Source organism: Thauera sp. 28, assembly GCF_000310145.2.
Classification (GTDB): Bacteria; Pseudomonadota; Gammaproteobacteria; order Burkholderiales; family Rhodocyclaceae; genus Thauera; species Thauera mechernichensis.
Genome location: NZ_AMXA01000008.1, coordinates 25,886 through 44,140, shown reverse-complemented (window position 1 = coordinate 44,140; position 18,255 = coordinate 25,886). Strand labels below are relative to the sequence as shown.

The window sequence follows — 18,255 nt, the reverse complement described above, 5'->3', positions numbered from 1 at the left end:
TGCAGCACCCGAGACCGGCGGGATGCCGATGGAGCCCCGACCGGCGTTGCGGGCTGCGTTGTGGTCCTGTCGTACCTGGCGGGCTCGCGAGTTGCGTGCTGTCGCCGCAGTTGAGCGGCCCCTGGGCAGGCTCAGATCTTGAGACGCTGCTGGTATGCGCGCTCTTGTTCAACGAGCGCGGGTGCGGTGCTCAGGCCCATCGACAGGGCGCGTGCTTCCGCAGCGAGGAATAGCTGCGCTATCGCCCAGGCGTCGCCCAGCGCGTGATGGCGCTGGAAGGTCTCGATACCGAAGCTCGCCATCCATTCGGCGAGGCGGACGGGGCGTTCGAAGCGCTCTGGAAACAGCGCCGGCATCAAAAGGTAGAGATCGATCCAGGTAAAGGCATGACTCAGGCCCAGGTGCTGCAACAGGGCTTGCTCGATCATGCCGCGGTTGAAGGGCGCGTTGAATACGATCAGGGGCCCTTTGCCGGCGAGGCCGAGCAGGGCGCTCAGGGCCTCCGCCGGAACAGGATCGAGCTTCTCATAGCAGGCCGCGTCGAGGTGGATGAGGCCGCAGTCTACGGCGATGCCCCCCACAGCGAGCAACCGGTCACGTTCCAGGTCCAGCCCCGTGGCCTCGGTGTTGACCACGGTGTAGCGCGTCTCGTAATGCGCGCGCGCAAGATCGACGTCGGGCAGGGACTGCCACTGTTCCATGGTGGCGGCGGCGCGCGCGCTCAGAGGCTGTGGGCCGCTGCGCGAGGGTATGAGCCGGGAGAGCCAGCCAGTCATAGTTGGTAATCCAGTTTCAGGCGCAGCTGGAGTTTTCTCGCCTGGCGGAAGGCTTCCTTGAGAATGCGGCGATCGAGCTCGTTGAGAGAGTCGGGATTCACCCGGTTGTCGCCTGGCGCGTCGTGTTCGGTCTCGAGGTGCTGCGAGCGCAGGCGCAGCAACTGTATGAAGTTGAAGCCGTCGATGATGGCGGACACCTCCTCGGCCGGTACCCCCATCCGCGCCGCGGCCTGGCGCAGGCGCTGAACCGTGCTGCTCGAATCGACCCCGGTGCGCAGGGCAAGGATGCGAGCGACGTCGACGAAAAGGCGGGCGCCGGATTTCTTGAGATCGATACTGCCGTCGTCCTCAAGCACGAAGTCGCGGATTCGGCCGAGCGGGGGCATGACTTGCAGGGCATTGACCGCCATCATGCGCAGGAAGGTGGAGTTGCCCTTGACGGTCTTGTTCAGCCAGGTGCGCAGCTGGCTTGCCGGGCGCTCGCTGCCATACAAGACGCGGAAGTCGAAGAAGATCGAGGCGTTGAGCAGGGCCTGGGGGTCGGGTTCGCGGATCCAGGACCCGAAGCGCGCTTTCCACTCCTCGAGCGTAAGGCACAGCTCCGGATTGCTTGCCATGATGTTGCCCTTGCAGAGCGGAAAACCGCAGGCGGCAAGATGGCTGTTCACCACGCCTGCAAAGGCGAGCAGACGCTTCTTGACCTGTCCGCCATTGGCCATCTCGGGTGCGCGCCAGATGATGCCGTTGTCCTGGTCGGTGGATAGTGTCTGCTCGTGGCGGCCTTCGGAACCAAAGGCGACCCAGCTGAAGTCGATGCCTGCGAGGTCGTGTTGTGCCAGCGCCAGTTCGATGATTCTGCGGGTGAGGGCGTCGTTCAGTGCGGAAATGAACTGGGTGAGCTGCTCGGCACCGATGCCCTGTGCAATGAGGTTCAGCGCCAGCTGGCGGATGTCCTTGCTTGCACGCTGCAGCGCCTCGATATCGGCGGCGCTCTCGATGCCGGCGCGGATCTGGCGCAGGCTGATGCGTTGCAGGGAGAACAGATCGCGCTCGGACACCACACCTTCGAGACGCCCCTCGGCATCCACGACGAGCAGGTGACGCACCCCATGGGTTGCCATCTCGAGCGCGGCATCGTAGGCCGAGGCGCTGGCTCCGAGCTGGTGCGGGTTGGCTGTCATGACTTCGCCGATCGGGCGATCGAGATCGAAAGCGGCGAGGATGACGCGAGGAAGCAGGTCGCTCTGGGTCAGCACGCCGACCGGATGGCGCTCGCTGTCGACCACGACAACGCAGCCGAGCTGGAGCTCGTTCATGCGCTCGAGGGCTTCACGCGTCGTGCTCTCGGCGCTCACCGCGAAGGGGGCCTGCTTGATGAGCTTGCCCAGCGAGGTGGTCATCGTCTGTTGTTCGGCTGCGCGCTGGGTGAACGTGGTCTGCAGCTGCTGGCGCGATTGGTTGAGCAGGCTCGCGATGTACTGGGTGCAAAAGAGGTGGAAGGCCGGGCTCATCTGCATGAGCTGCAGGAAGTCGTCCGCCGCGATCCGGAAGCAGAAGCTGTCTTCGCTCGCGACGTAGGCATTGGTCGATGGCCTGCGCGCTGAAATGGCGCCGATCGGGAAGCACTCGCCAGGGCCGATTGCCAGGCTGGCATACTCCGTGACGACGGCCGCGCCTGTCTGGCGGGCCTGGACCTTGCCCCGCTGCACGATGTAGAAATGCGCGGGCACCCCCATTTCTGGGGTCAGGATCTCGCTGCCGCGAGGATGAAAGCCGAGGACTGCACGCTCTGCCAGGAAGGAGAGCGCCTCGGGCTCCATGCGATTGAAGGGCGAGTGATTGCGCAGGAAATCGGTGCTGGCCCCCTGCAGGAGGGCGGCGGCGGTTGCGGTCATGACGGGCTTGTCGTCGGTGAAGTGGCGCGATTATACGGCCGCGCCCGCCAGACCGCCTTATTGCACGCAAAAGCCCGTTTATGAACAGGCTCTTGCGTTCTTGCGCGCGCTCAGAGCACCTCTGCCGCGTGGTCGGCCAGGCGCGAACGCTCGCCGCGCTGAAGGGTGATATGCCCCGAGTGCTCCCAGCCCTTGAAGCGGTCGACGACGAAGGTCAGGCCCGAAGAACCTTCCGTGAGGTAGGGCGTATCGATTTGCGCGATGTTGCCCATGCAGATCACCTTGGTGCCGGGGCCGGCGCGGGTGATGAGGGTCTTCATCTGCTTGGGCGTGAGGTTCTGCGCCTCGTCGATGATGAGGTACTTGTTGAGGAAGGTCCGCCCACGCATGAAGTTCAGGCTCTTGATCTTGATGCGGCTGCGGATCAGGTCGCGGGTGGCGGCACGGCCCCAGTCGCCGCCTTCACCTGCCGTGCCGTTGAGTACTTCGAGGTTGTCCTCGAGAGCGCCCATCCAGGGTGCCATCTTTTCTTCCTCCGTGCCGGGCAGGAAGCCGATGTCCTCGCCGACGGGCACGGTCACCCGCGTCATGATGATTTCGCTGTAGCGCTTGCTCTCCAGCACCTGGGTGAGTCCCGCAGCGAGCGTGAGCAAGGTCTTGCCCGTACCTGCCTGGCCAAGCAGTGTCACGAAGTCGATGTCGGGGTTCATCAGCAGGTTGAGGGCGAAGTTCTGCTCGCGATTGCGCGCGGTGATGCCCCAAACGTTGTTCTTCTGGTGGCCGTAGTCGATCAGGGTCTCGAGTACGACGCTACGGCCGCGCTTCTCGCGTACCCAGGCCTGCAGGGGGCTGTCGCCATCCTGGTAGACGAACTCGTTGATCAGCATGTCCGGAGCGAGCGGGCCGCTGATGCGGTAGTAGGTCTGTCCTTCTTCCTTCCACGACTCCATGCCCTTGCCGTGCGTATCCCAGAAATCGGCGGGCAGCTCGCGTATGCCGGTGTACAGCAGGTCGCTGTCCTCGAGCACCTTGTCGTTGAAGTAGTCCTGCGCTGCCAGGCCGAGTGCACGCGCCTTGATGCGCATGTTGATGTCTTTGGACACCAGGATGACTCCGCGCCCAGGGTGCTTGTCCGCGAGGTACATCACCACTGCGAGAATCTGGTTGTCGCCGCGCGCGGTGGGCAGGGCCGCAGGCAGGCGGACATCGATGGCTTCGGTCTGCAGGTAAAGCCGACCGGTGGCCATCCCCCGCGAGGCTTGATCGAGGGCGATGCCAGCGTCGATTCCGTTCGGCGCCGCACTGACGATCTCGTCGAGCAGACGGCTGGCCTGGCGGGTGTTGCGTGCGAGTTCGGTTGTGCCCTTCTTGTTGTTGTCGAGTTCCTCCAGCGTCATGATCGGCACGTAGAGGTCGTGCTCCTCGAAGCGGAACAGGCTGGTGGGATCGTGCATCAGCACGTTGGTATCGAGAACGAACAGCTTGCGGCTCACGCCCTTGGGCGCGCTGCGGCGGGTAGCGCGTCGGGCGGCGGCGGGCTTGATGGTGGCTGCGCCGGCGGGCTGGTCATTGGTCGAGTCTTTGCGGGTGGCGGGCATCTTGTCGGGCCTGAGGTAGGGAGGCGTTGGCTTCGGGTGTGATTGCGTCGCGTGCGCAGGGTGGGGTCAGAGCCCACGCGCTGCGGCAAGCACCTCTTCGGCGTGGCCCGCCACCTTTACCCCGCGCCACTCGCGGGCGATGTTGCCTGCGCTGTCGATCAGGAAGGTGCTGCGTTCGATACCGCGCACCTGCTTGCCGTACATGTTCTTGAGCTTCATCACGCCAAATGCTTCGCAGGCTGCTTCGTCGGGGTCCGAGATCAGCTCGAAGGGCAGGGCCAGCTTGGCCTTGAAGTTCTCGTGGCTCTTCAGGCTGTCGCGACTGATGCCGAAGATCTCGCAGGAGGCCTCGGCGAACGCGGCATGCAGGGTGGCGAAATCACGCGTTTCGTTGGTGCAGCCCGGCGTGTTGTCCTTGGGATAGAAGTAGATCACCACCTTGCGTCCGCGCAACGCGGACAGGGTGATGCTCTGGTTGCCGGTTGCCGATAGCGTGAAATCCGGTGCGGGGCGTTCGCTCATGCCTTCTCCTGCTGTCGTGGTGGATGGGGTGGCCCAACGATCCAGGAATGCGCGACTCGCCGCAGTGTGCGTGCAAGCGCCTGCTGCGGTCGGCATTTCGTGGCCTCATTTCGTGGCCTCTGCGGCCGGCCTCAGGGTAGCCGATGGGCGGCGGTGGCTGCAATCGCGGGCTGTGTCGGGGCACGGTTGTGCGACCGCAAGTCGGGGTAGGCTCGATCAGCCCTCGTAGATGAGGGCGAGTGCGACGGCGCGGCTTTCGCCAACCAGGATGTTGTAGGTGCGACAGGCTGCCGCAAAGTCCATGAACTCGAACCCGATGCGGGCTTCGATGAGCGGCCTCAGCAAGGTCGGCTGCGGAAAGCGCTGGCGCTTGCCCGTACCGACGATGAGGATTTCGGCCCCGAGTCCGGTGGCCTCTGCAAGGTCCTCGGCACGCAGGCCTTCCAGACTGCCGCGTGCCTCAGGTGCCCAGCCGGTGACGATGCGATTGGCCGAGAGCAGTAGGTTGCCCTCGTGGCGTTCCTTGCCGACCATCACATGGTCTTCGCCGTAGCCGCTGATGACGTTGATGCTGGAGAGGTTGTCGAGGTAGAGCTTCATGCTGATGTCAGGCTCATCGGGAGGTTTGCACAGGGAGGCTGCCGCCCGCCTGCATGGCGAAATTGCCGCAGTGCGGCAGCGGGGCTAAGATAACAATCTTTTGGCAGTGGCGGACAGGCCGCCCTGCGCCATTTCCTTGCCAGGACAGACGACGATGAAAGCGGTGAAGACCCTCGAGCTTGCGACGCCCCCCTCCGAACCGACCGTGAAGGCCGAGGCGGGCGCTGCCGGCGCGCGGCCGATCCGCAAGTCTGCCAAGCTTGCCGAAGTCTGCTACGACATCCGCGGACCGGTGCTCGTGCGCGCGAAGCAGATGGAGGACGAGGGCCACAAGATCATCAAGCTCAACATCGGCAACCTTGCCGCGTTCGGCTTCGATTCGCCCGAAGAGATCCAGATGGACATGATCCGCAACCTGCCCAACGCGGCGGGCTACTCGGACTCGAAGGGGATCTTCTCGGCGCGCAAGGCGGTGATGCACTACACGCAGCAGAAGGGCATCAAGGGCGTGGATATCGAGGATATCTACATTGGCAACGGTGTCTCCGAACTCATCGTGATGGCGATGAACGCCTTGCTCGATGCGGGTGACGAGGTGCTGGTGCCGGCGCCTGACTACCCGCTGTGGACTGCGGCAGTGAGTCTGTCCGGCGGCAAGCCGGTGCACTATCTGTGCGACGAATCCAAGGGCTGGTTGCCCGACATCGAGGACATGCGCGCGAAGATCACCCCTAACACGCGCGCGATCGTGGTCATCAACCCGAACAACCCGACCGGCGCCGTGTACCCGGAAGAAACCTTGCGGCAGATCGTCGCGCTCGCCCGCGAGCACGACCTCATCCTGTACGCGGACGAGGTCTACGACAAGGTCCTGTACGACGGTATCACCCATACCTCGATGGCTGCATTGTCCGAGGACGTGCTGACCATCATCTTCAACGGCCTGTCGAAGAACTACCGTTCCTGCGGCTACCGCGCCGGCTGGATGGTGGTGTGCGGCGACAAGCGCCGCGCCGTGGATTACATCGAAGGTCTCAACATGCTGGCCTCAATGCGTCTGTGCGCCAACGTGCCGGGGCAGTACGCCATCCAGACCGCGCTTGGCGGCTACCAGAGCATCGACGACCTGGTCGCCGAGGGCGGGCGCATGCGCCGCCAGCGCGACCTGGCGTGGGAGCTGATCAACCAGATTCCGGGCGTGAGCTGCGTCAAGCCGCAGGCCACCCTGTACATGTTCCCGAGGCTCGATCCCAAGGTGTACCCGATCGAGGACGATCAGGCCTTCATCGCCGAGTTGCTCGAGGAGGAGCGCGTGCTGCTCGTCCAGGGCTCGGGCTTCAACTGGCCCCACCCCGACCACTTCCGTCTCGTCTTCCTGCCGCACGAGGACGACCTGCGCGACGCCATCGGCCGTGTCGCGCGCTTCCTGGAGCACTACCGCCGCCGCCACGGTACCTGAGGCTGTACGCCCGACCCTTGCCCCCGGCACCCGATTTCAACCCACCCTGAATCACGGAACTCACTGCATGAAAGCGATCAATGTTGGCCTCCTCGGCATCGGCACCGTCGGTGGCGGTACCTACACCGTTCTGAAGCGCAACGCGGAAGAGATCAGCCGCCGCGCCGGACGTCCGATCCGCATCACCATGGTGGCCGACAAGAACCTGGAGCTTGCGCGCAGCGTGACCGGGGGCGAGGTCGCCCTTACCGATGACGCCTTCGCCGTCGTGTCCAATCCGGAAATCGATATCGTCGTCGAACTGATCGGTGGTTATGGCATCGCTCGCGAACTGGTCATGAAGGCCATCGAGAACGGCAAGCATGTGGTCACGGCCAACAAGGCGCTGCTTGCGGTGCATGGCAACGAGATCTTTTCGGCAGCGCAGAAGAAGGGCGTCATGGTGGCCTTCGAGGCTGCGGTGGCAGGGGGCATCCCGATCATCAAGGCGCTGCGTGAGGGCCTTACCGCCAATCGCATCGAGTGGCTGGCCGGCATCATCAACGGCACGACCAACTTCATTCTGTCCGAGATGCGGGACAAGGGCCTGCCGTTTGCCGAAGTGCTCAAGGAGGCGCAGGCGCTCGGCTACGCCGAGGCCGATCCGACCTTCGACATCGAAGGCGTCGACGCTGCCCACAAGGCGACGATCATGAGCGCGATTGCCTTCGGCATCCCGATGCAGTTCGACAAGGCCTACGTCGAAGGCATCAGCAAGCTCGATGCGGTGGACATCGCCTACGCCGAACAGCTGGGCTACCGCATCAAGCTGCTCGGCATTGCGCGCAAGCGTGACTCCGGCGTCGAACTGCGCGTGCACCCGACGCTGATCCCGGCCAAGCGTCTGATCGCCAACGTCGAAGGCGCGATGAACGCGGTACTGGTACAGGCAGATGCCGTCGGTGCGACGCTCTATTACGGCAAGGGCGCAGGTGCCGAGCCGACGGCTTCCGCGGTCATCGCCGACCTCGTCGATGTGACCCGCCTCCACACGGCCGACCCGGAGCACCGCGTACCGCACCTCGCTTTCCAGCCCGATCAGGTGCAGGCGCTGCCGGTATTGCCGATCGAGGAGGTCATCACCTCCTACTACCTGCGCATGCGCGTAGCGGACAAGCCTGGCGTGCTCGCCGACATCACCCGCATCCTCGCCGACAGCGACATCTCGATCGAGGCCCTGATCCAGAAGGAAGCGGCCGAGGGCGAGAGCCACACCGACATCATCATGCTCACCCATCAGACCGTTGAGCGTGACGCGAATGCAGCCATCGGTCGCATCGAGGCGCTGCCGGTGGTACAGGGACAGGTGACCAAGCTGCGCATGGAGAGCCTCTGATCGCGGTGCTTGCAGAAGAAAAGGCCGTGCCTCGGGGCGCGGCCTTTTGACATCTGGGGTGGGGCAGCTCGTACCTCGGTATGGGAATGGGTTTGGGATGGAGCCATGAAGACCACGATCGACCAACTGTTCATCGGCCGTGTGCGGCCGCTATTGCCCGAGTGCGAGCCCACAGGAATCTACAAGACGGCAGTGGATCGTCCGCTGCGCCTGGGTGCGACGGGTCTCGAAGGCGATGAGCAAGCCGACCTGCGCCATCACGGCGGCCCGTGGAAAGCCCTGCACCACTACCCGGCCGAGCACTATGCCGTGCTGGCTCAGGAGTGGCCGCAGGCCGCCGATCTGCTGGCCGCCGGCGTGCTGGGCGAGAACGTCAGTACCCATGGACTGACCGAGCACGACCTGTGCATCGGCGACATCCTGCGCATGGGCAGTGCGCGTGTGCAGGTTTCGCAACCGCGCGCGCCGTGCTGGAAGATCGACCGCCGCATCAAGGTGGATGGGGCGTCGCGCTTCGTCGAGGCTGCCGGGGTGACGGGCTGGTATTACGCGGTGCTCACGCCGGGCGAACTGGCGCCAGGCGACACCATTGAGCTCGAGGAGCGGCCCAGCCCCGCGTTGACGCTAGCGGACTACTGGGATGCCGTGCTTGCCCACCGTCCCGACCCGCAAGTGCTCAGACGGATCGCTGCTGCGCCCGGGCTTGCTCCGGACAAGGCCGAGCGTTGCCGCGAGCGTGCGGACTGGCTCGAGCGCAACGGCGCGGCGCGCTGATGAGCGCGAAGTCCTGGCGCAGAAGTCGACTGCCTTGCCAAGGCCTCGCGGCAGATCTGTGTGCTGCGAGCTACACTGCAGTTGTCCTTGCGCCTCCCCGCTGACTGCAGCCCGGGTCTTCGGCAGCATTCCTTGAGTCCACCCGATGGCATTCAAACTTGTCACCTTCACACTCATCCTGATCATCATAGCCGTGCTCGGCATGCGGGGATACCGCGCTGCGGTACGCCGCTTCGAGGCCGCCGAGTTGCCGCCAACGGCTACGCTGCCCGGGAGATCGACCGACCCCGAACACTAGGGAGAAAGCCATGTCCAACCACGTCTACAAGATGGTCGAACTCGTCGGCTCGTCAACCGCCGGGACTGACGATGCCATCCGAAACGCGATCGAGACCGCCGCAAGGACGATCCGCCACATCGACTGGTTCGAGGTGATCGAGACCCGCGGCCATGTGGTCGACGGCAAGGTCGCCCATTTCCAGGTCACGCTGAAGGTGGGCTTCCGCCTGGAGACCGATTGAGTCCGGGTTCCGTCCAGAAGGGCGCATCAGGCGCTCCCACCGTCGGTCCGCACATGCCTGGAATCGCACTGCGGGAGCGGCGTCAGCCGTGAGCTTGCGAGGGCAGTGGCGCACCTGACGCCTCAACGGACTTGGCGTTTCAGCAGATTGCGCCGCTGTCTGCTGCCCCGGACCTGCGAAGCCCGGCCCGGATTCGTTAGAATCACGCCTTTCCGCCTCGCCCAGCCGGGCATCTCCGTCCGGCCGTGCCTTCTTCAAGGATTGCGTCGTGAAGTACATCTCCACCCGTGGCCATGCCGGCCAGCCCACGAACCCCGAGTTCTGCGACATCCTGCTCGGGGGCCTGGCGCCCGATGGCGGGCTCTACCTGCCCGAGTCCTACCCCCGTGTCACGCGTGCCGAGCTGGACGCCTGGCGTGCGCTGCCTTATGCGGAACTGGCCTTCGAGATCCTGTCGAAGTTCATCACCGACATCCCTGCAGCCGACCTGCGCGCGATCTGCGCGAAGACCTACACGGCCGAGGTGTATTGCCATGCGCGCGCGGGGGATCGTGCCGCCGACATCACGCCCGTGCATTGGCTCGAGCCTGGGCGGCTCGGCCTGCTCGAGCTCTCCAATGGCCCCACGCTCGCCTTCAAGGACATGGCGATGCAGTTGCTCGGCAACCTGTTCGAGTATGTGCTGGCCAAGCGCGGCGAGAGCATCAATATCCTTGGCGCGACCTCGGGTGATACCGGCTCTGCCGCCGAGTACGCGATGCGCGGTAAGCAGGGCGTGCGCGTGTTCATGCTGTCGCCGCACGGCAAGATGAGTGCCTTCCAGCGTGCGCAGATGTATTCGCTGCAGGACGAGAACATCTTCAACATCGCCGTCACCGGCATGTTCGACGATGCCCAGGACATCGTGAAGGCAGTGTCCAACGACCACGCTTTCAAGGCCGGGCACAAGATCGGTGCGGTCAACTCGATCAACTGGGCGCGCGTCGCCGCCCAGGTCGTTTATTACTTCAAGGGCTATTTCGCCGCCACGTCGTCGAACGACCAGGAGGTCGCGTTCTGCGTGCCCTCGGGCAATTTCGGCAACATCTGTGCTGGCCACATCGCGCGCCAGATGGGGCTCCCGGTCGCGAAGCTGCTGCTTGCGACCAACGAGAACGACGTGCTCGACGAGTTCTTCCGCACCGGCGTCTACCGTCCGCGCAAGGCGGCCGAGACCCATGTCACCTCGAGCCCGTCGATGGACATCTCCAAGGCGTCCAACTTCGAGCGCTTCGTCTACGACCTGGTTGGTCGCGACCCGCAGAAGGTCGCCGCCCTGTGGGCCGAGGTCGATGCTGGCCGTGCCTTCGACCTGTCGGCCTCGGCTGAATTCGCGCGTATTGCCGAGTTTGGTTTCCTCTCCGGTGCGAGCAGCCATGCCGACCGCCTGGCGACCATCCGCAAGGTGTTTGAGCAGTATGGCGTGATGATCGACACCCACACCGCCGACGGCGTGAAGGTGGCTTGGGAGCTTGCCGGCGCGGTGCCGGCCGGTGTGCCGCTGCTGGTGCTGGAAACGGCGCTGCCGGTGAAGTTCTCGGAGACCATCGTCGAGGCCCTCGGCCGTGAGCCCGAGCGTCCCGCCGACCTTGCCGGCATCGAGGCGCTGCCGCAGCGTGTCGAGGTGATGGCGCCCGACGTCGACGCGATCAAGCGCTTCATCACCGAGCGCGTCCGAGGCTGACTTGGCCGCCCAGGCGTCCGGCAATGGCGCCTGTGTGCAGACCGAACGCGAGAACGCCCGCGGGCCACGACGGCCCGCGGGCGTTCTCGCTTCGGCAGCTGCGTTTACGGGGCGACGGCCTCGAGGGCGATGTCGATGGTGACCTCGTCGCTGACGTGGGGGGCGTACTTGCCGGCGTTGAAGTCGCTGCGCTTCACGGTCACGCTGGCATTGGCGCCGATGGCCTGCTTGGGCACCATCGGGTGCTGCATGGCGGTAAACGAGCTCAGGCTCAGGGTGACGGGGCGCGTCACGCCCTTGATGGTGAGCTCGCCGTCGACTGCAACCGGCTTGTCGCCCTCGAACACCACGCGCGTCGACTTGAAGGTTGCGGTCGGGTACTGCGCGGTGTGGAAGAAGTCTTCGCCCTGGATGTGCTCGTTGAAGGTCGCAAAGCCGGTGTCGACCGAGCGCATGTCGATTTCGATGTCCACCGAGCCGGTGCGCGCTTCCTGGTCGAGCACCACGGTGCCGGTGGTGGTGTTGAAGCGGCTCATCTGGGTCGATAGCCCGAAGTGGCTGTAGGAGAAGCGCGGGAAGGTGTGCGAGCCGTCGACCACGTAGGTCTGCGGCGCGGCAAGCGCCGGCAGGGCGAGGGAGGCGCCGGCGACGAGGCTGAGGCTGGCAGCGAACTTGCGGAAAGTGGAATGCATGGTGTAGCTCCTGTTGAGGGTGATCGTGCTTTGGTGGTGGATGGGACGATTGCGCCGAGGCCTTTAGGCGCCGCCGGGATTACTGCGTCGCGCTGATCTGGTAACGCACGCGCACTTCATTGGCGACCACGTCGAAGTGCGCCCAGGCGCCCTCGCCAACCGCGAAGTCGCCGCGACGGATGACGAACTCGCCCTCGAACACGCCGACGCCGTCGCGCACCGCGAAGCTGGCCGGTACGACGACGGGCAGGCTGCGGCCCTTGATGGTGAGTGCGCCGCTGACCTCGAAGCGCTCGCCGCCCAGGGCCTTGACGCTGCTCGATTCGAAGCGCGCCCTGGGGAACTCGCCAATGTTGAACCAACTGCGGCCGGCGACCTCGGCATCGGCATCCGGCATGCCGGTGCGGATGCTTGCCAGTTCGACTTCGACGACGGCGCGCGCGGACTCCGGGGCGGCGGGATCGAAGCGCAGTTCGCCGTCGAAGCGTTCGAAGTGACCGTCCAGGGTTACGCCCATCTGGGTGAAGCTGAAGCCGACCTTGCTGCGCGCGGTCTGCAGCTGTGTGTAGTCGGCTGCGTGAGCGGCGAGGGGCATAGCGGCGGCAAGCGCTGCGGCGGCAAGCAGGGTTCTCATGTTCTGTCCTTGCGGTTGATGGTGGGCAGCATGCGGGTCAGGATGTCGTCCCGGTCGAGGAAGTGATGCTTGAGTGCGGCTGCGATATGGCCGACGAGTGTCGCTGCGAGCAGCCAGTTGAGGTACATGTGGGTGGCCTGCAGCAGCTTGCCGAGGGCTTCGTCCTTGCCCAGAAGGTCAGGAATCGGCACCACGCCGAACCACACCGTCGGTACGCCCTTGGCAGAGCTCATCAGCCAGCCGGTGAGCGGGATGGCAAACATCAGCACGTACAGCAGGGCGTGCCCGGCATGCGCCGCCATGCGCAATGCGGGCGCCATGCTTGCGGGAAGCGGCGGCGGTGGATGGAACAGGCGCCACGTCAGCCGCAGTGCCACGAGCAGGAAAAGGCTGACGCCGGCCCACTTGTGCCAGGCGATCAACTTGAGTTTTTCGGGCGAAAAGGGCAGGCCTTCCAAGTACATGCCAAGGGCCATCGTTGCCGGGATCAGTACGGCCATCAACCAATGCATCACTTTGGCCGTGCTCGTGTAGGAGGTATCGGCACGTCGGGGTGAGCGGTCCTGGGGGGTGGGGGGCTTCGGGGTCATGCGGGGGCTCCTGGCTCGAAGGCGAAGATGTCCATCGCCAGCGCGTGATCGTCGATGCCGGCGTGCAGCCGACTTGCGTAGGGTTCATCGCCTGCGGCACCGAGGGCGACGAACAGGGGCAGCAGGTGCTCTTCGCTCGGGTGGGCGCGCATGGCTTCGGGTGCCTGCCGGCGGTAGTCCAGTAAGGCCGCGGTATCACCCGCGGCCAGGCGGTCGCCGAACCAGTCGGCAAAGCGGCGCACGTAGGCGGGCACGTCGGTCGCGCCGCGGCTGGCACCGAAGCGGAAATCGGCGAGGTTGTGGGTGAGGTTGCCCGAGCCGACGACGAGGATGCCGCGGGCCGTCAGCGGTGCAAGGCTGCGCCCAAGCTGCCAGGCGGCCTTTGGTCCGCCACGGCTTTGAATCGAGAGCGGTACGACGGCGATGTCCGCGTCCGGGAACATGATGCGCAGCGGTATCCAGGCTCCATGGTCGAGGCCGCGGGTCGCCGATCGTGCGACCGGCAGGCCGGCGGCGCCGATCGCTTGTACAAGCTCCTCGGCGACCTCGCTGCAACCCGTGGCGGGGTAGTTCAGGCGATAGAGTTCGGGTGGGAAACCGTAATAGTCGTGGATGGTTTCAGGTCGCTCGGCAAAACCGACGGTCGGGATGGTGGTGTCCCAGTGCGCACTCACGATGACCACCGCGCGGGGTTGAACCATGAGGTTTGCAAGACCGGCCATCGCCGCGCCGGCCGCGCCCGGCGCAAGCGCGAACAGGGGCGAGCCGTGGGGGACGAAGAGGGCGGGCTGCCGAGGGCTGGTCTGTCGTGCTTGCATGTTGGAAACCATTCTCACGTGTGCGTTGAATGCACTATAGGCTTCCGGCTCCGTCACATATACCGCACAATCAAGTTATTTCTGTTGCAGGAATGACAACAATGGATCGGCTGGAAGCGATGCAGCTCTTCGTGCGTGTGGCCGAGACCGGCAGTTTTTCGACCGTAGCCCAGCAACTCGGCGTGGCGCGTTCAGTGGTGACACGCAAGGTGGCGGCCCTGGAGTCGCATCTTGGTGCCAAGCTCATGGAACGCAGCACCCGCCGCCTGACGCTGACGACTGCGGGTACGGCCTTTCTTGAGCGCTGCCGTGTCATCCTGAACATGGTCGAAGTTGCCGAGGCTGGCGTTGCGCAGGAGCTTGCGACGCCGCGCGGGCGCATCCGTCTGAGCCTGCCGCTGAGCTATGGCCTGCGCCGGCTTGCGCCGCTGCTGCTCGATTTCTCACAGCAGTTTCCCGAGGTGGGGCTGGACATGGAGTACGCCGACCGTCGGGTGAACCTGATCGAGGAAGGGTTCGATCTTGCCGTGCGCATCACTGCGCAGCTCGAGCCGGGCGATATCGTGCGCAGACTTGCCAGCTGCCGCCTCTACGTGGTCGCCGCACCGGATTACCTGGCGCGTCACGGCAGGCCAAGGCATCCGGGCGAGCTCGCCCATCATGAGTGCCTGGGCTACATGACGCGGCTCGGCAGCCAGCTGTGGCGCTTTACCGTCGATGGTCGTGCCGAGACGCACACGCCGCGCTGCCGCATCAATGCCAACAACGGCGACGCGGTGATGGCGGCGACGGTAAGAGGGCTGGGCATCTCGGTACAGCCGGATTTTATCGCCGATGAGGCACTTTCGGCCGGTGCCGTCGAATGCGTGCTGGAAGACTACGCGCCGCCCGAGCTGGGGGTATTCGCGGTATTGCCAAGCAACCGCCACGTCCCGCACCGCGTAAGGATGCTGATCGACTTTCTGGCTGAGAGACTCGCGGCCGAACGGCCGGGAGATGGTGCCTTGGGCGAGACTCGAACTCGCACGGCTTTCGCCACTACCCCCTCAAGATAGCGTGTCTACCAATTTCACCACCAAGGCATTCGTGATCAGCAGCGGGGCTTGTTCGAGGGATGCTGCAAGCGCTGCTGTACGAGGGCGCGGACTATAGCCTTGATGCCCGGGCTACGTCAACAGGCCGATCGTTCGTCGCTGCCGGGCTGCGGATCGAGTCGAAAGCCGAAGCGGGCGGGCAGCTCCGTGCAGCTGCAGGGCTCGACAGGCAGACCGCGCCAGGTCAGCGCGATGCGGGTGTCGCCACCGATGCAGGCAAGCAGCGCGTCCTCGCTGGGAAGCCTGCTGTCTGCATCGAGCATCTCGGTGATGAAGGCGGCGAGGTCGCGATCGTCAACGGTACCGGGGCCGGCATCGGTGGCGAGGACGATGTGGCCTTCCTCGTCGATGCAGACAGGGGGCTGCGCCTGCACTCGGCGCCCGGTGTGGTCGATCATGCTGCCGTCTCGTTCCAGGCGCAGTACCAGCGGTGCGCGCTCGAGACGGACGTAGACGCGCTGTGGGCCGTTGTTTACAAGCCAGTTGCCCGTTGCGTCGCAGGTGTAGTTGGCGTTGAGGAATGCGTTGAGTCCGGGGTGGGTGATGCGCTCGTCGCGCAAGCGCCATTGCCCGCGGGCGTCGAGCGCAAGCCATCCGTAGCAGGCTGGAACGGACGGCCAGTGCAGAGCGTCGGTTGCAGGGGCAGGCATGGGCGCCTCGTCGTCCGGTCTCAACCTGGTGTTCAGTCCTCGATGTGGCGCAGCGACAGGTCGAGTGCGCGCACGTCCTTGGTCAGCGCCCCGATCGAGATGCGGTCGACGCCCGTCTCCGCGATCGCGCGCACGCGCTCCAGGCTGACACCGCCGGAAGCTTCGAGTTCGGCACGGCCGGCGTTGATCGCCACGGCAGTGCGCATGTCGTCGAGGCTCATGTTGTCGAGCAGGATCATGTTCACCCCAGCGCCGAGGGCTTCCTCCAACTGCTCAAGGGTCTCGACCTCGACCTCAATGAAGACGTTCGAGGGTGCGATGCTGCGTGCTTGCTCGACCACCTCGCGGATGCCACCGGCCGCAATGATGTGGTTTTCCTTGATCAGGATGCCGTCGTAGAGGCCGACGCGGTGATTGGTGCCGCCACCGATTGCGACCGCGTATTTCTGCGCGAGCCGCAGCCCGGGTAGCGTCTTGCGCGTATCGACGATCTTCGCCTGCGTGCCCTCGATGGCATCGACGAAGCGGCGTGTCACCGTTGCCGTGCCCGACAGCAGCTGCAGGAAGTTGAGTGCGGTGCGCTCCGCGGTGAGAAGGACGCGTGCTCGCGCGATGATCTCGCACAGCGTCTGGCCGGGCTCGACGCGGTCACCATCGCGCACATGCCAGTGCACCACGGCTGCCGGGCTGAGTGCGGCGAAGGCGGCATCGAACCATGCCGTACCGCAGACGATGGCATGCTCGCGGGTGATCACTCGCCCGCGGGCCTCGGTGTCGGGGGCGATCAGGCGCGCGGTGAGGTCGCCAGTGCCGATGTCCTCGGCGAGCGAGGCGGCAACGTTGCGCTGGATTTCGACGCGGAGTTGTTCAGAAAGCATGTGATCGACCAAGACTGGAAACGGGTGAAAATTCTAGCACCGGCAGACGGGCTGCCGATGCCTTGCCAAGTCAGCGCAGCGGGCGCACGGCCGCCTGGCGCGGGTCGCGCTGTGCCTCGATCAGCCAACCGTTGAAGACGCCGCGTGCGGCGTCGATGGTCTCGCTCGCGGTAAGCCCAACCGGACCGATGCCTTCGCGCGCGAGGCGGTCGGCGGCGGCACCGTGCAGATGCACCGCGGCCATCAGGCCTGCTTCGGTGGGCCAACCCTGGGCAAGCAGGCCGACAGTCAGTCCGGTAAGGACGTCGCCCATGCCGGCGCTGGCCATCCCCGAGTGACCGCTGCCGTTGATGAACCAGCGCCCGTCTGCGGTGGCGATGATGCTGCCGCAGCCCTTGAGCACGACCAGCGCCTGGTGGCGGCGGGCGAGCTCGATGGCGGCGCTGAGGCGGTTTGCCTGCACGCTGGCCGTGTCGCAGCCGAGCATGCGCGCAGCCTCGGCCGGGTGCGGGGTGAGCACGGTGGGCGCGGCGCGCGTGCCGAGCGCCTTCGCCAGCGCGGGGTCTGCGCCGACGAGGTTGAGCGCATCGGCGTCGAGTACGAGTGGTATGTCGCGCCGCAGCGCCGCTGCCAGCAGGGCGGTGGAGGTGGTGTCGGTGCCAAGGCCGGGGCCCACTGCCATGGCGCTCAGGCGCTCGGGCACCTCTGTGGCCTGGCGCAGCATCAGCTCGGGATGTACGAGGTCGACGGCAGGGCCATCCGGATCCGCCAGGCCCACATAGACCCGGCCGGTTCCCAGCCAGAGCGCGGCACGGCCGGCGAGCAGTGCGGCACCCACCATGCCGGTGTTGCCGCCGACGATGGCGGCATCGCCGTAGAGGCCCTTGTGCGAGTTGCGCGGCCGCGGCCTCAGCATGTGGCGGAACAACGAGGGGGCGATCGCGTGGCCGTGTGGTTGGAGCCAGGCCGGGGCGTCGATGTCGATGCGCTGAACGCTGATCTCGCCGCAGTAGTCGGGGCCGTCGAGTGTGAGCAGGCCGGGCTTGAGGGCGATGAAGGTGGTGGTGTGCGTGGCGCAGAAAGTGGTGCCCAGGGGCTGGCCGGTGTCGGCGTCAAGTCCGCTCGGCACGTCGAGTGCCATGCGCGGGCCGGGTTGGGCGTTGAGCGTGTTGATCCAGCTCGAGTAACGGCCTTCGATCGGGCGGCCGAGACCGATGCCGAACAAGGCATCGACCACCAGGGCCCAGCCATTGGCGGGCGCAGCGGGGAGGTCGGAGACAACCGTGCCACCTGCTGCGAGGTAGTCGGCATGCGCTTTGGCGGCCTCGGCCGGGAGTTTGTCGGCGGGACCGGCGAAGGCGACGATGACCTCTCGTCCCGCCTGCGCGAGCTGGCGTGCCATGACGAAGCCGTCACCGCCGTTGTTGCCGGGGCCGCAGGCGATCAGGATCGGGCCCGGTCGGTCCATGATCAGGCGCACCGCATCCTCTGCAGCGGCGCGTCCGGCGCGTTCCATCAGGGGTGGGCGTGCGCTCGGAATGAGCTTGTTCTCGATCGCGCGGATGCCGGCGACCGGGTAAATGGGGCGCAAGGGGCTGAACATGCGAAGACTCCCGGAAAGTTGCCCGGATTCTACGCCGTTCGCGGCCGCATGCA

At 65.6% G+C, this 18,255-nt stretch carries 18 protein-coding genes, 1 tRNA gene and 1 pseudogene; 7 read left to right on the top strand and 13 right to left on the bottom strand.

What is annotated here, in order from left to right; genetic code table 11:
• Nucleotides 1-131 precede the first annotated feature (131 nt).
• The 5 genes from C662_RS08175 to C662_RS08155 all read right to left on the bottom strand — a co-directional run bounded on the left by C662_RS08175 (nucleotide 132) and on the right by C662_RS08155 (nucleotide 5,391).
• Nucleotides 132-776, bottom strand: coding sequence for a 3'-5' exonuclease (locus C662_RS08175; RefSeq protein ID WP_002927131.1), 645 nt, complete (start codon nucleotides 774-776; stop codon nucleotides 132-134).
• Entirely contained in the window at nucleotides 773-2,671 is a 1,899-nt protein-coding gene (locus C662_RS08170; protein ID WP_002927127.1) for a DUF294 nucleotidyltransferase-like domain-containing protein, read from the bottom strand. The genes C662_RS08175 and C662_RS08170 overlap by 4 nt, the downstream gene beginning before the upstream one ends.
• A 110-nt stretch (nucleotides 2,672-2,781) precedes the next feature.
• Nucleotides 2,782-4,269 carry a PhoH family protein gene (locus tag C662_RS08165; protein ID WP_002927125.1) on the bottom strand — a complete coding sequence of 496 codons (1,488 nt, stop codon included), beginning with the start codon at nucleotides 4,267-4,269 and terminating at the stop codon, nucleotides 2,782-2,784.
• Nucleotides 4,270-4,335: 66 nt separating this feature from the next.
• Nucleotides 4,336-4,791: a peroxiredoxin gene (locus tag C662_RS08160; protein ID WP_002927123.1), complete on the bottom strand. Its 456-nt coding sequence runs from the start codon at nucleotides 4,789-4,791 to the stop codon at nucleotides 4,336-4,338.
• A 216-nt stretch (nucleotides 4,792-5,007) separates the two neighbouring features.
• Complete coding sequence (locus tag C662_RS08155) at nucleotides 5,008-5,391, bottom strand: Mth938-like domain-containing protein (protein ID WP_002927121.1); 384 nt, start codon at nucleotides 5,389-5,391, stop codon at nucleotides 5,008-5,010.
• A 154-nt stretch (nucleotides 5,392-5,545) separates the two neighbouring features.
• On the opposite strand from C662_RS08155, the gene C662_RS08150 reads away from it, so the two are divergent.
• The 6 genes from C662_RS08150 (at nucleotide 5,546) to thrC (ending at nucleotide 11,243) form a co-directional block, all read left to right on the top strand.
• Complete coding sequence (locus C662_RS08150) at nucleotides 5,546-6,850, top strand: pyridoxal phosphate-dependent aminotransferase (RefSeq protein ID WP_002927118.1); 1,305 nt, start codon at nucleotides 5,546-5,548, stop codon at nucleotides 6,848-6,850.
• A gap of 67 nt (nucleotides 6,851-6,917) precedes the next feature.
• Nucleotides 6,918-8,225: a homoserine dehydrogenase gene (locus C662_RS08145; protein ID WP_002927117.1), complete on the top strand. Its 1,308-nt coding sequence runs from the start codon at nucleotides 6,918-6,920 to the stop codon at nucleotides 8,223-8,225.
• 105 nt (nucleotides 8,226-8,330) lie between these two features.
• Nucleotides 8,331-8,999 (top strand): MOSC domain-containing protein, encoded by a 669-nt coding sequence (locus C662_RS08140; protein ID WP_002927116.1) that lies wholly within the window; start codon nucleotides 8,331-8,333, stop codon nucleotides 8,997-8,999.
• Nucleotides 9,000-9,144: 145 nt separating this feature from the next.
• The gene (locus tag C662_RS20440; protein WP_002927115.1) at nucleotides 9,145-9,297 is read left to right on the top strand and encodes a hypothetical protein; all 153 of its coding nucleotides are present in this window, start codon (nucleotides 9,145-9,147) and stop codon (nucleotides 9,295-9,297) included.
• Between the two features lie 10 nt (nucleotides 9,298-9,307).
• Nucleotides 9,308-9,520: a dodecin gene (locus C662_RS08135; RefSeq protein WP_002927114.1), complete on the top strand. Its 213-nt coding sequence runs from the start codon at nucleotides 9,308-9,310 to the stop codon at nucleotides 9,518-9,520.
• Nucleotides 9,521-9,788: 268 nt separating this feature from the next.
• On the top strand, nucleotides 9,789-11,243 hold the full coding sequence (thrC, locus tag C662_RS08130) for a threonine synthase (RefSeq protein WP_002927113.1): 1,455 nt from the start codon (nucleotides 9,789-9,791) through the stop codon (nucleotides 11,241-11,243).
• Nucleotides 11,244-11,347: 104 nt separating this feature from the next.
• Here thrC and C662_RS08125 read toward each other — a convergent pair whose 3' ends face one another.
• The 4 genes from C662_RS08125 to C662_RS08110 all read right to left on the bottom strand — a co-directional run bounded on the left by C662_RS08125 (nucleotide 11,348) and on the right by C662_RS08110 (nucleotide 13,977).
• A complete protein-coding gene (locus tag C662_RS08125) occupies nucleotides 11,348-11,935 on the bottom strand; it encodes a YceI family protein (protein WP_002927112.1) in 588 nt (195 codons plus the stop codon).
• Between the two features lie 79 nt (nucleotides 11,936-12,014).
• On the bottom strand, nucleotides 12,015-12,569 hold the full coding sequence (locus tag C662_RS08120) for a YceI family protein (protein ID WP_002927104.1): 555 nt from the start codon (nucleotides 12,567-12,569) through the stop codon (nucleotides 12,015-12,017).
• Nucleotides 12,566-13,159 carry a cytochrome b gene (locus C662_RS08115; protein WP_002927103.1) on the bottom strand — a complete coding sequence of 198 codons (594 nt, stop codon included), beginning with the start codon at nucleotides 13,157-13,159 and terminating at the stop codon, nucleotides 12,566-12,568. Before C662_RS08115 ends, C662_RS08120 begins: the two co-directional genes overlap by 4 nt.
• Nucleotides 13,156-13,977 carry a DODA-type extradiol aromatic ring-opening family dioxygenase gene (locus C662_RS08110; RefSeq protein ID WP_002927102.1) on the bottom strand — a complete coding sequence of 274 codons (822 nt, stop codon included), beginning with the start codon at nucleotides 13,975-13,977 and terminating at the stop codon, nucleotides 13,156-13,158. Before C662_RS08110 ends, C662_RS08115 begins: the two co-directional genes overlap by 4 nt.
• Nucleotides 13,978-14,006: 29 nt before the next feature.
• Here C662_RS08110 and C662_RS20025 point away from each other — a divergent pair.
• A pseudogene (locus C662_RS20025) lies at nucleotides 14,007-14,894 on the top strand (LysR family transcriptional regulator); the annotation flags it as partial.
• 80 nt (nucleotides 14,895-14,974) lie between these two features.
• Here the strand turns inward: C662_RS20025 and C662_RS08100 are convergent.
• From C662_RS08100 to C662_RS08085, 4 genes are all read right to left on the bottom strand, one after another.
• Nucleotides 14,975-15,059 (bottom strand) — tRNA-Leu (locus C662_RS08100).
• Between the two features lie 89 nt (nucleotides 15,060-15,148).
• Nucleotides 15,149-15,721, bottom strand: coding sequence for a DUF2946 family protein (locus C662_RS08095; protein WP_002927098.1), 573 nt, complete (start codon nucleotides 15,719-15,721; stop codon nucleotides 15,149-15,151).
• Nucleotides 15,722-15,753: 32 nt separating this feature from the next.
• Nucleotides 15,754-16,599 carry a carboxylating nicotinate-nucleotide diphosphorylase gene (gene nadC, locus C662_RS08090; protein WP_002927095.1) on the bottom strand — a complete coding sequence of 282 codons (846 nt, stop codon included), beginning with the start codon at nucleotides 16,597-16,599 and terminating at the stop codon, nucleotides 15,754-15,756.
• Nucleotides 16,600-16,669: 70 nt separating this feature from the next.
• Nucleotides 16,670-18,202: a bifunctional ADP-dependent NAD(P)H-hydrate dehydratase/NAD(P)H-hydrate epimerase gene (locus tag C662_RS08085; RefSeq protein WP_002927091.1), complete on the bottom strand. Its 1,533-nt coding sequence runs from the start codon at nucleotides 18,200-18,202 to the stop codon at nucleotides 16,670-16,672.
• Nucleotides 18,203-18,255 lie beyond the last annotated feature (53 nt).

Bases quoted from the DNA above. Each gene is read 5' to 3' on its own strand.
- C662_RS08175 (WP_002927131.1), bottom strand. From the start codon at position 776: ATGACTGGCTGGCTCTCCCGGCTCATACCCTCGCGCAGCGGCCCACAG.
- C662_RS08170 (WP_002927127.1), bottom strand. From the start codon at position 2,671: ATGACCGCAACCGCCGCCGCCCTCCTGCAGGGGGCCAGCACCGATTTC.
- C662_RS08165 (WP_002927125.1), bottom strand. From the start codon at position 4,269: ATGCCCGCCACCCGCAAAGACTCGACCAATGACCAGCCCGCCGGCGCA.
- C662_RS08160 (WP_002927123.1), bottom strand. From the start codon at position 4,791: ATGAGCGAACGCCCCGCACCGGATTTCACGCTATCGGCAACCGGCAAC.
- C662_RS08155 (WP_002927121.1), bottom strand. From the start codon at position 5,391: ATGAAGCTCTACCTCGACAACCTCTCCAGCATCAACGTCATCAGCGGC.
- C662_RS08150 (WP_002927118.1), top strand. From the start codon at position 5,546: ATGAAAGCGGTGAAGACCCTCGAGCTTGCGACGCCCCCCTCCGAACCG.
- C662_RS08145 (WP_002927117.1), top strand. From the start codon at position 6,918: ATGAAAGCGATCAATGTTGGCCTCCTCGGCATCGGCACCGTCGGTGGC.
- C662_RS08140 (WP_002927116.1), top strand. From the start codon at position 8,331: ATGAAGACCACGATCGACCAACTGTTCATCGGCCGTGTGCGGCCGCTA.
- C662_RS20440 (WP_002927115.1), top strand. From the start codon at position 9,145: ATGGCATTCAAACTTGTCACCTTCACACTCATCCTGATCATCATAGCC.
- C662_RS08135 (WP_002927114.1), top strand. From the start codon at position 9,308: ATGTCCAACCACGTCTACAAGATGGTCGAACTCGTCGGCTCGTCAACC.
- C662_RS08125 (WP_002927112.1), bottom strand. From the start codon at position 11,935: ATGCATTCCACTTTCCGCAAGTTCGCTGCCAGCCTCAGCCTCGTCGCC.
- C662_RS08120 (WP_002927104.1), bottom strand. From the start codon at position 12,569: ATGAGAACCCTGCTTGCCGCCGCAGCGCTTGCCGCCGCTATGCCCCTC.
- C662_RS08115 (WP_002927103.1), bottom strand. From the start codon at position 13,159: ATGACCCCGAAGCCCCCCACCCCCCAGGACCGCTCACCCCGACGTGCC.
- C662_RS08110 (WP_002927102.1), bottom strand. From the start codon at position 13,977: ATGCAAGCACGACAGACCAGCCCTCGGCAGCCCGCCCTCTTCGTCCCC.
- C662_RS08095 (WP_002927098.1), bottom strand. From the start codon at position 15,721: ATGCCTGCCCCTGCAACCGACGCTCTGCACTGGCCGTCCGTTCCAGCC.
- nadC (WP_002927095.1), bottom strand. From the start codon at position 16,599: ATGCTTTCTGAACAACTCCGCGTCGAAATCCAGCGCAACGTTGCCGCC.
- C662_RS08085 (WP_002927091.1), bottom strand. From the start codon at position 18,202: ATGTTCAGCCCCTTGCGCCCCATTTACCCGGTCGCCGGCATCCGCGCG.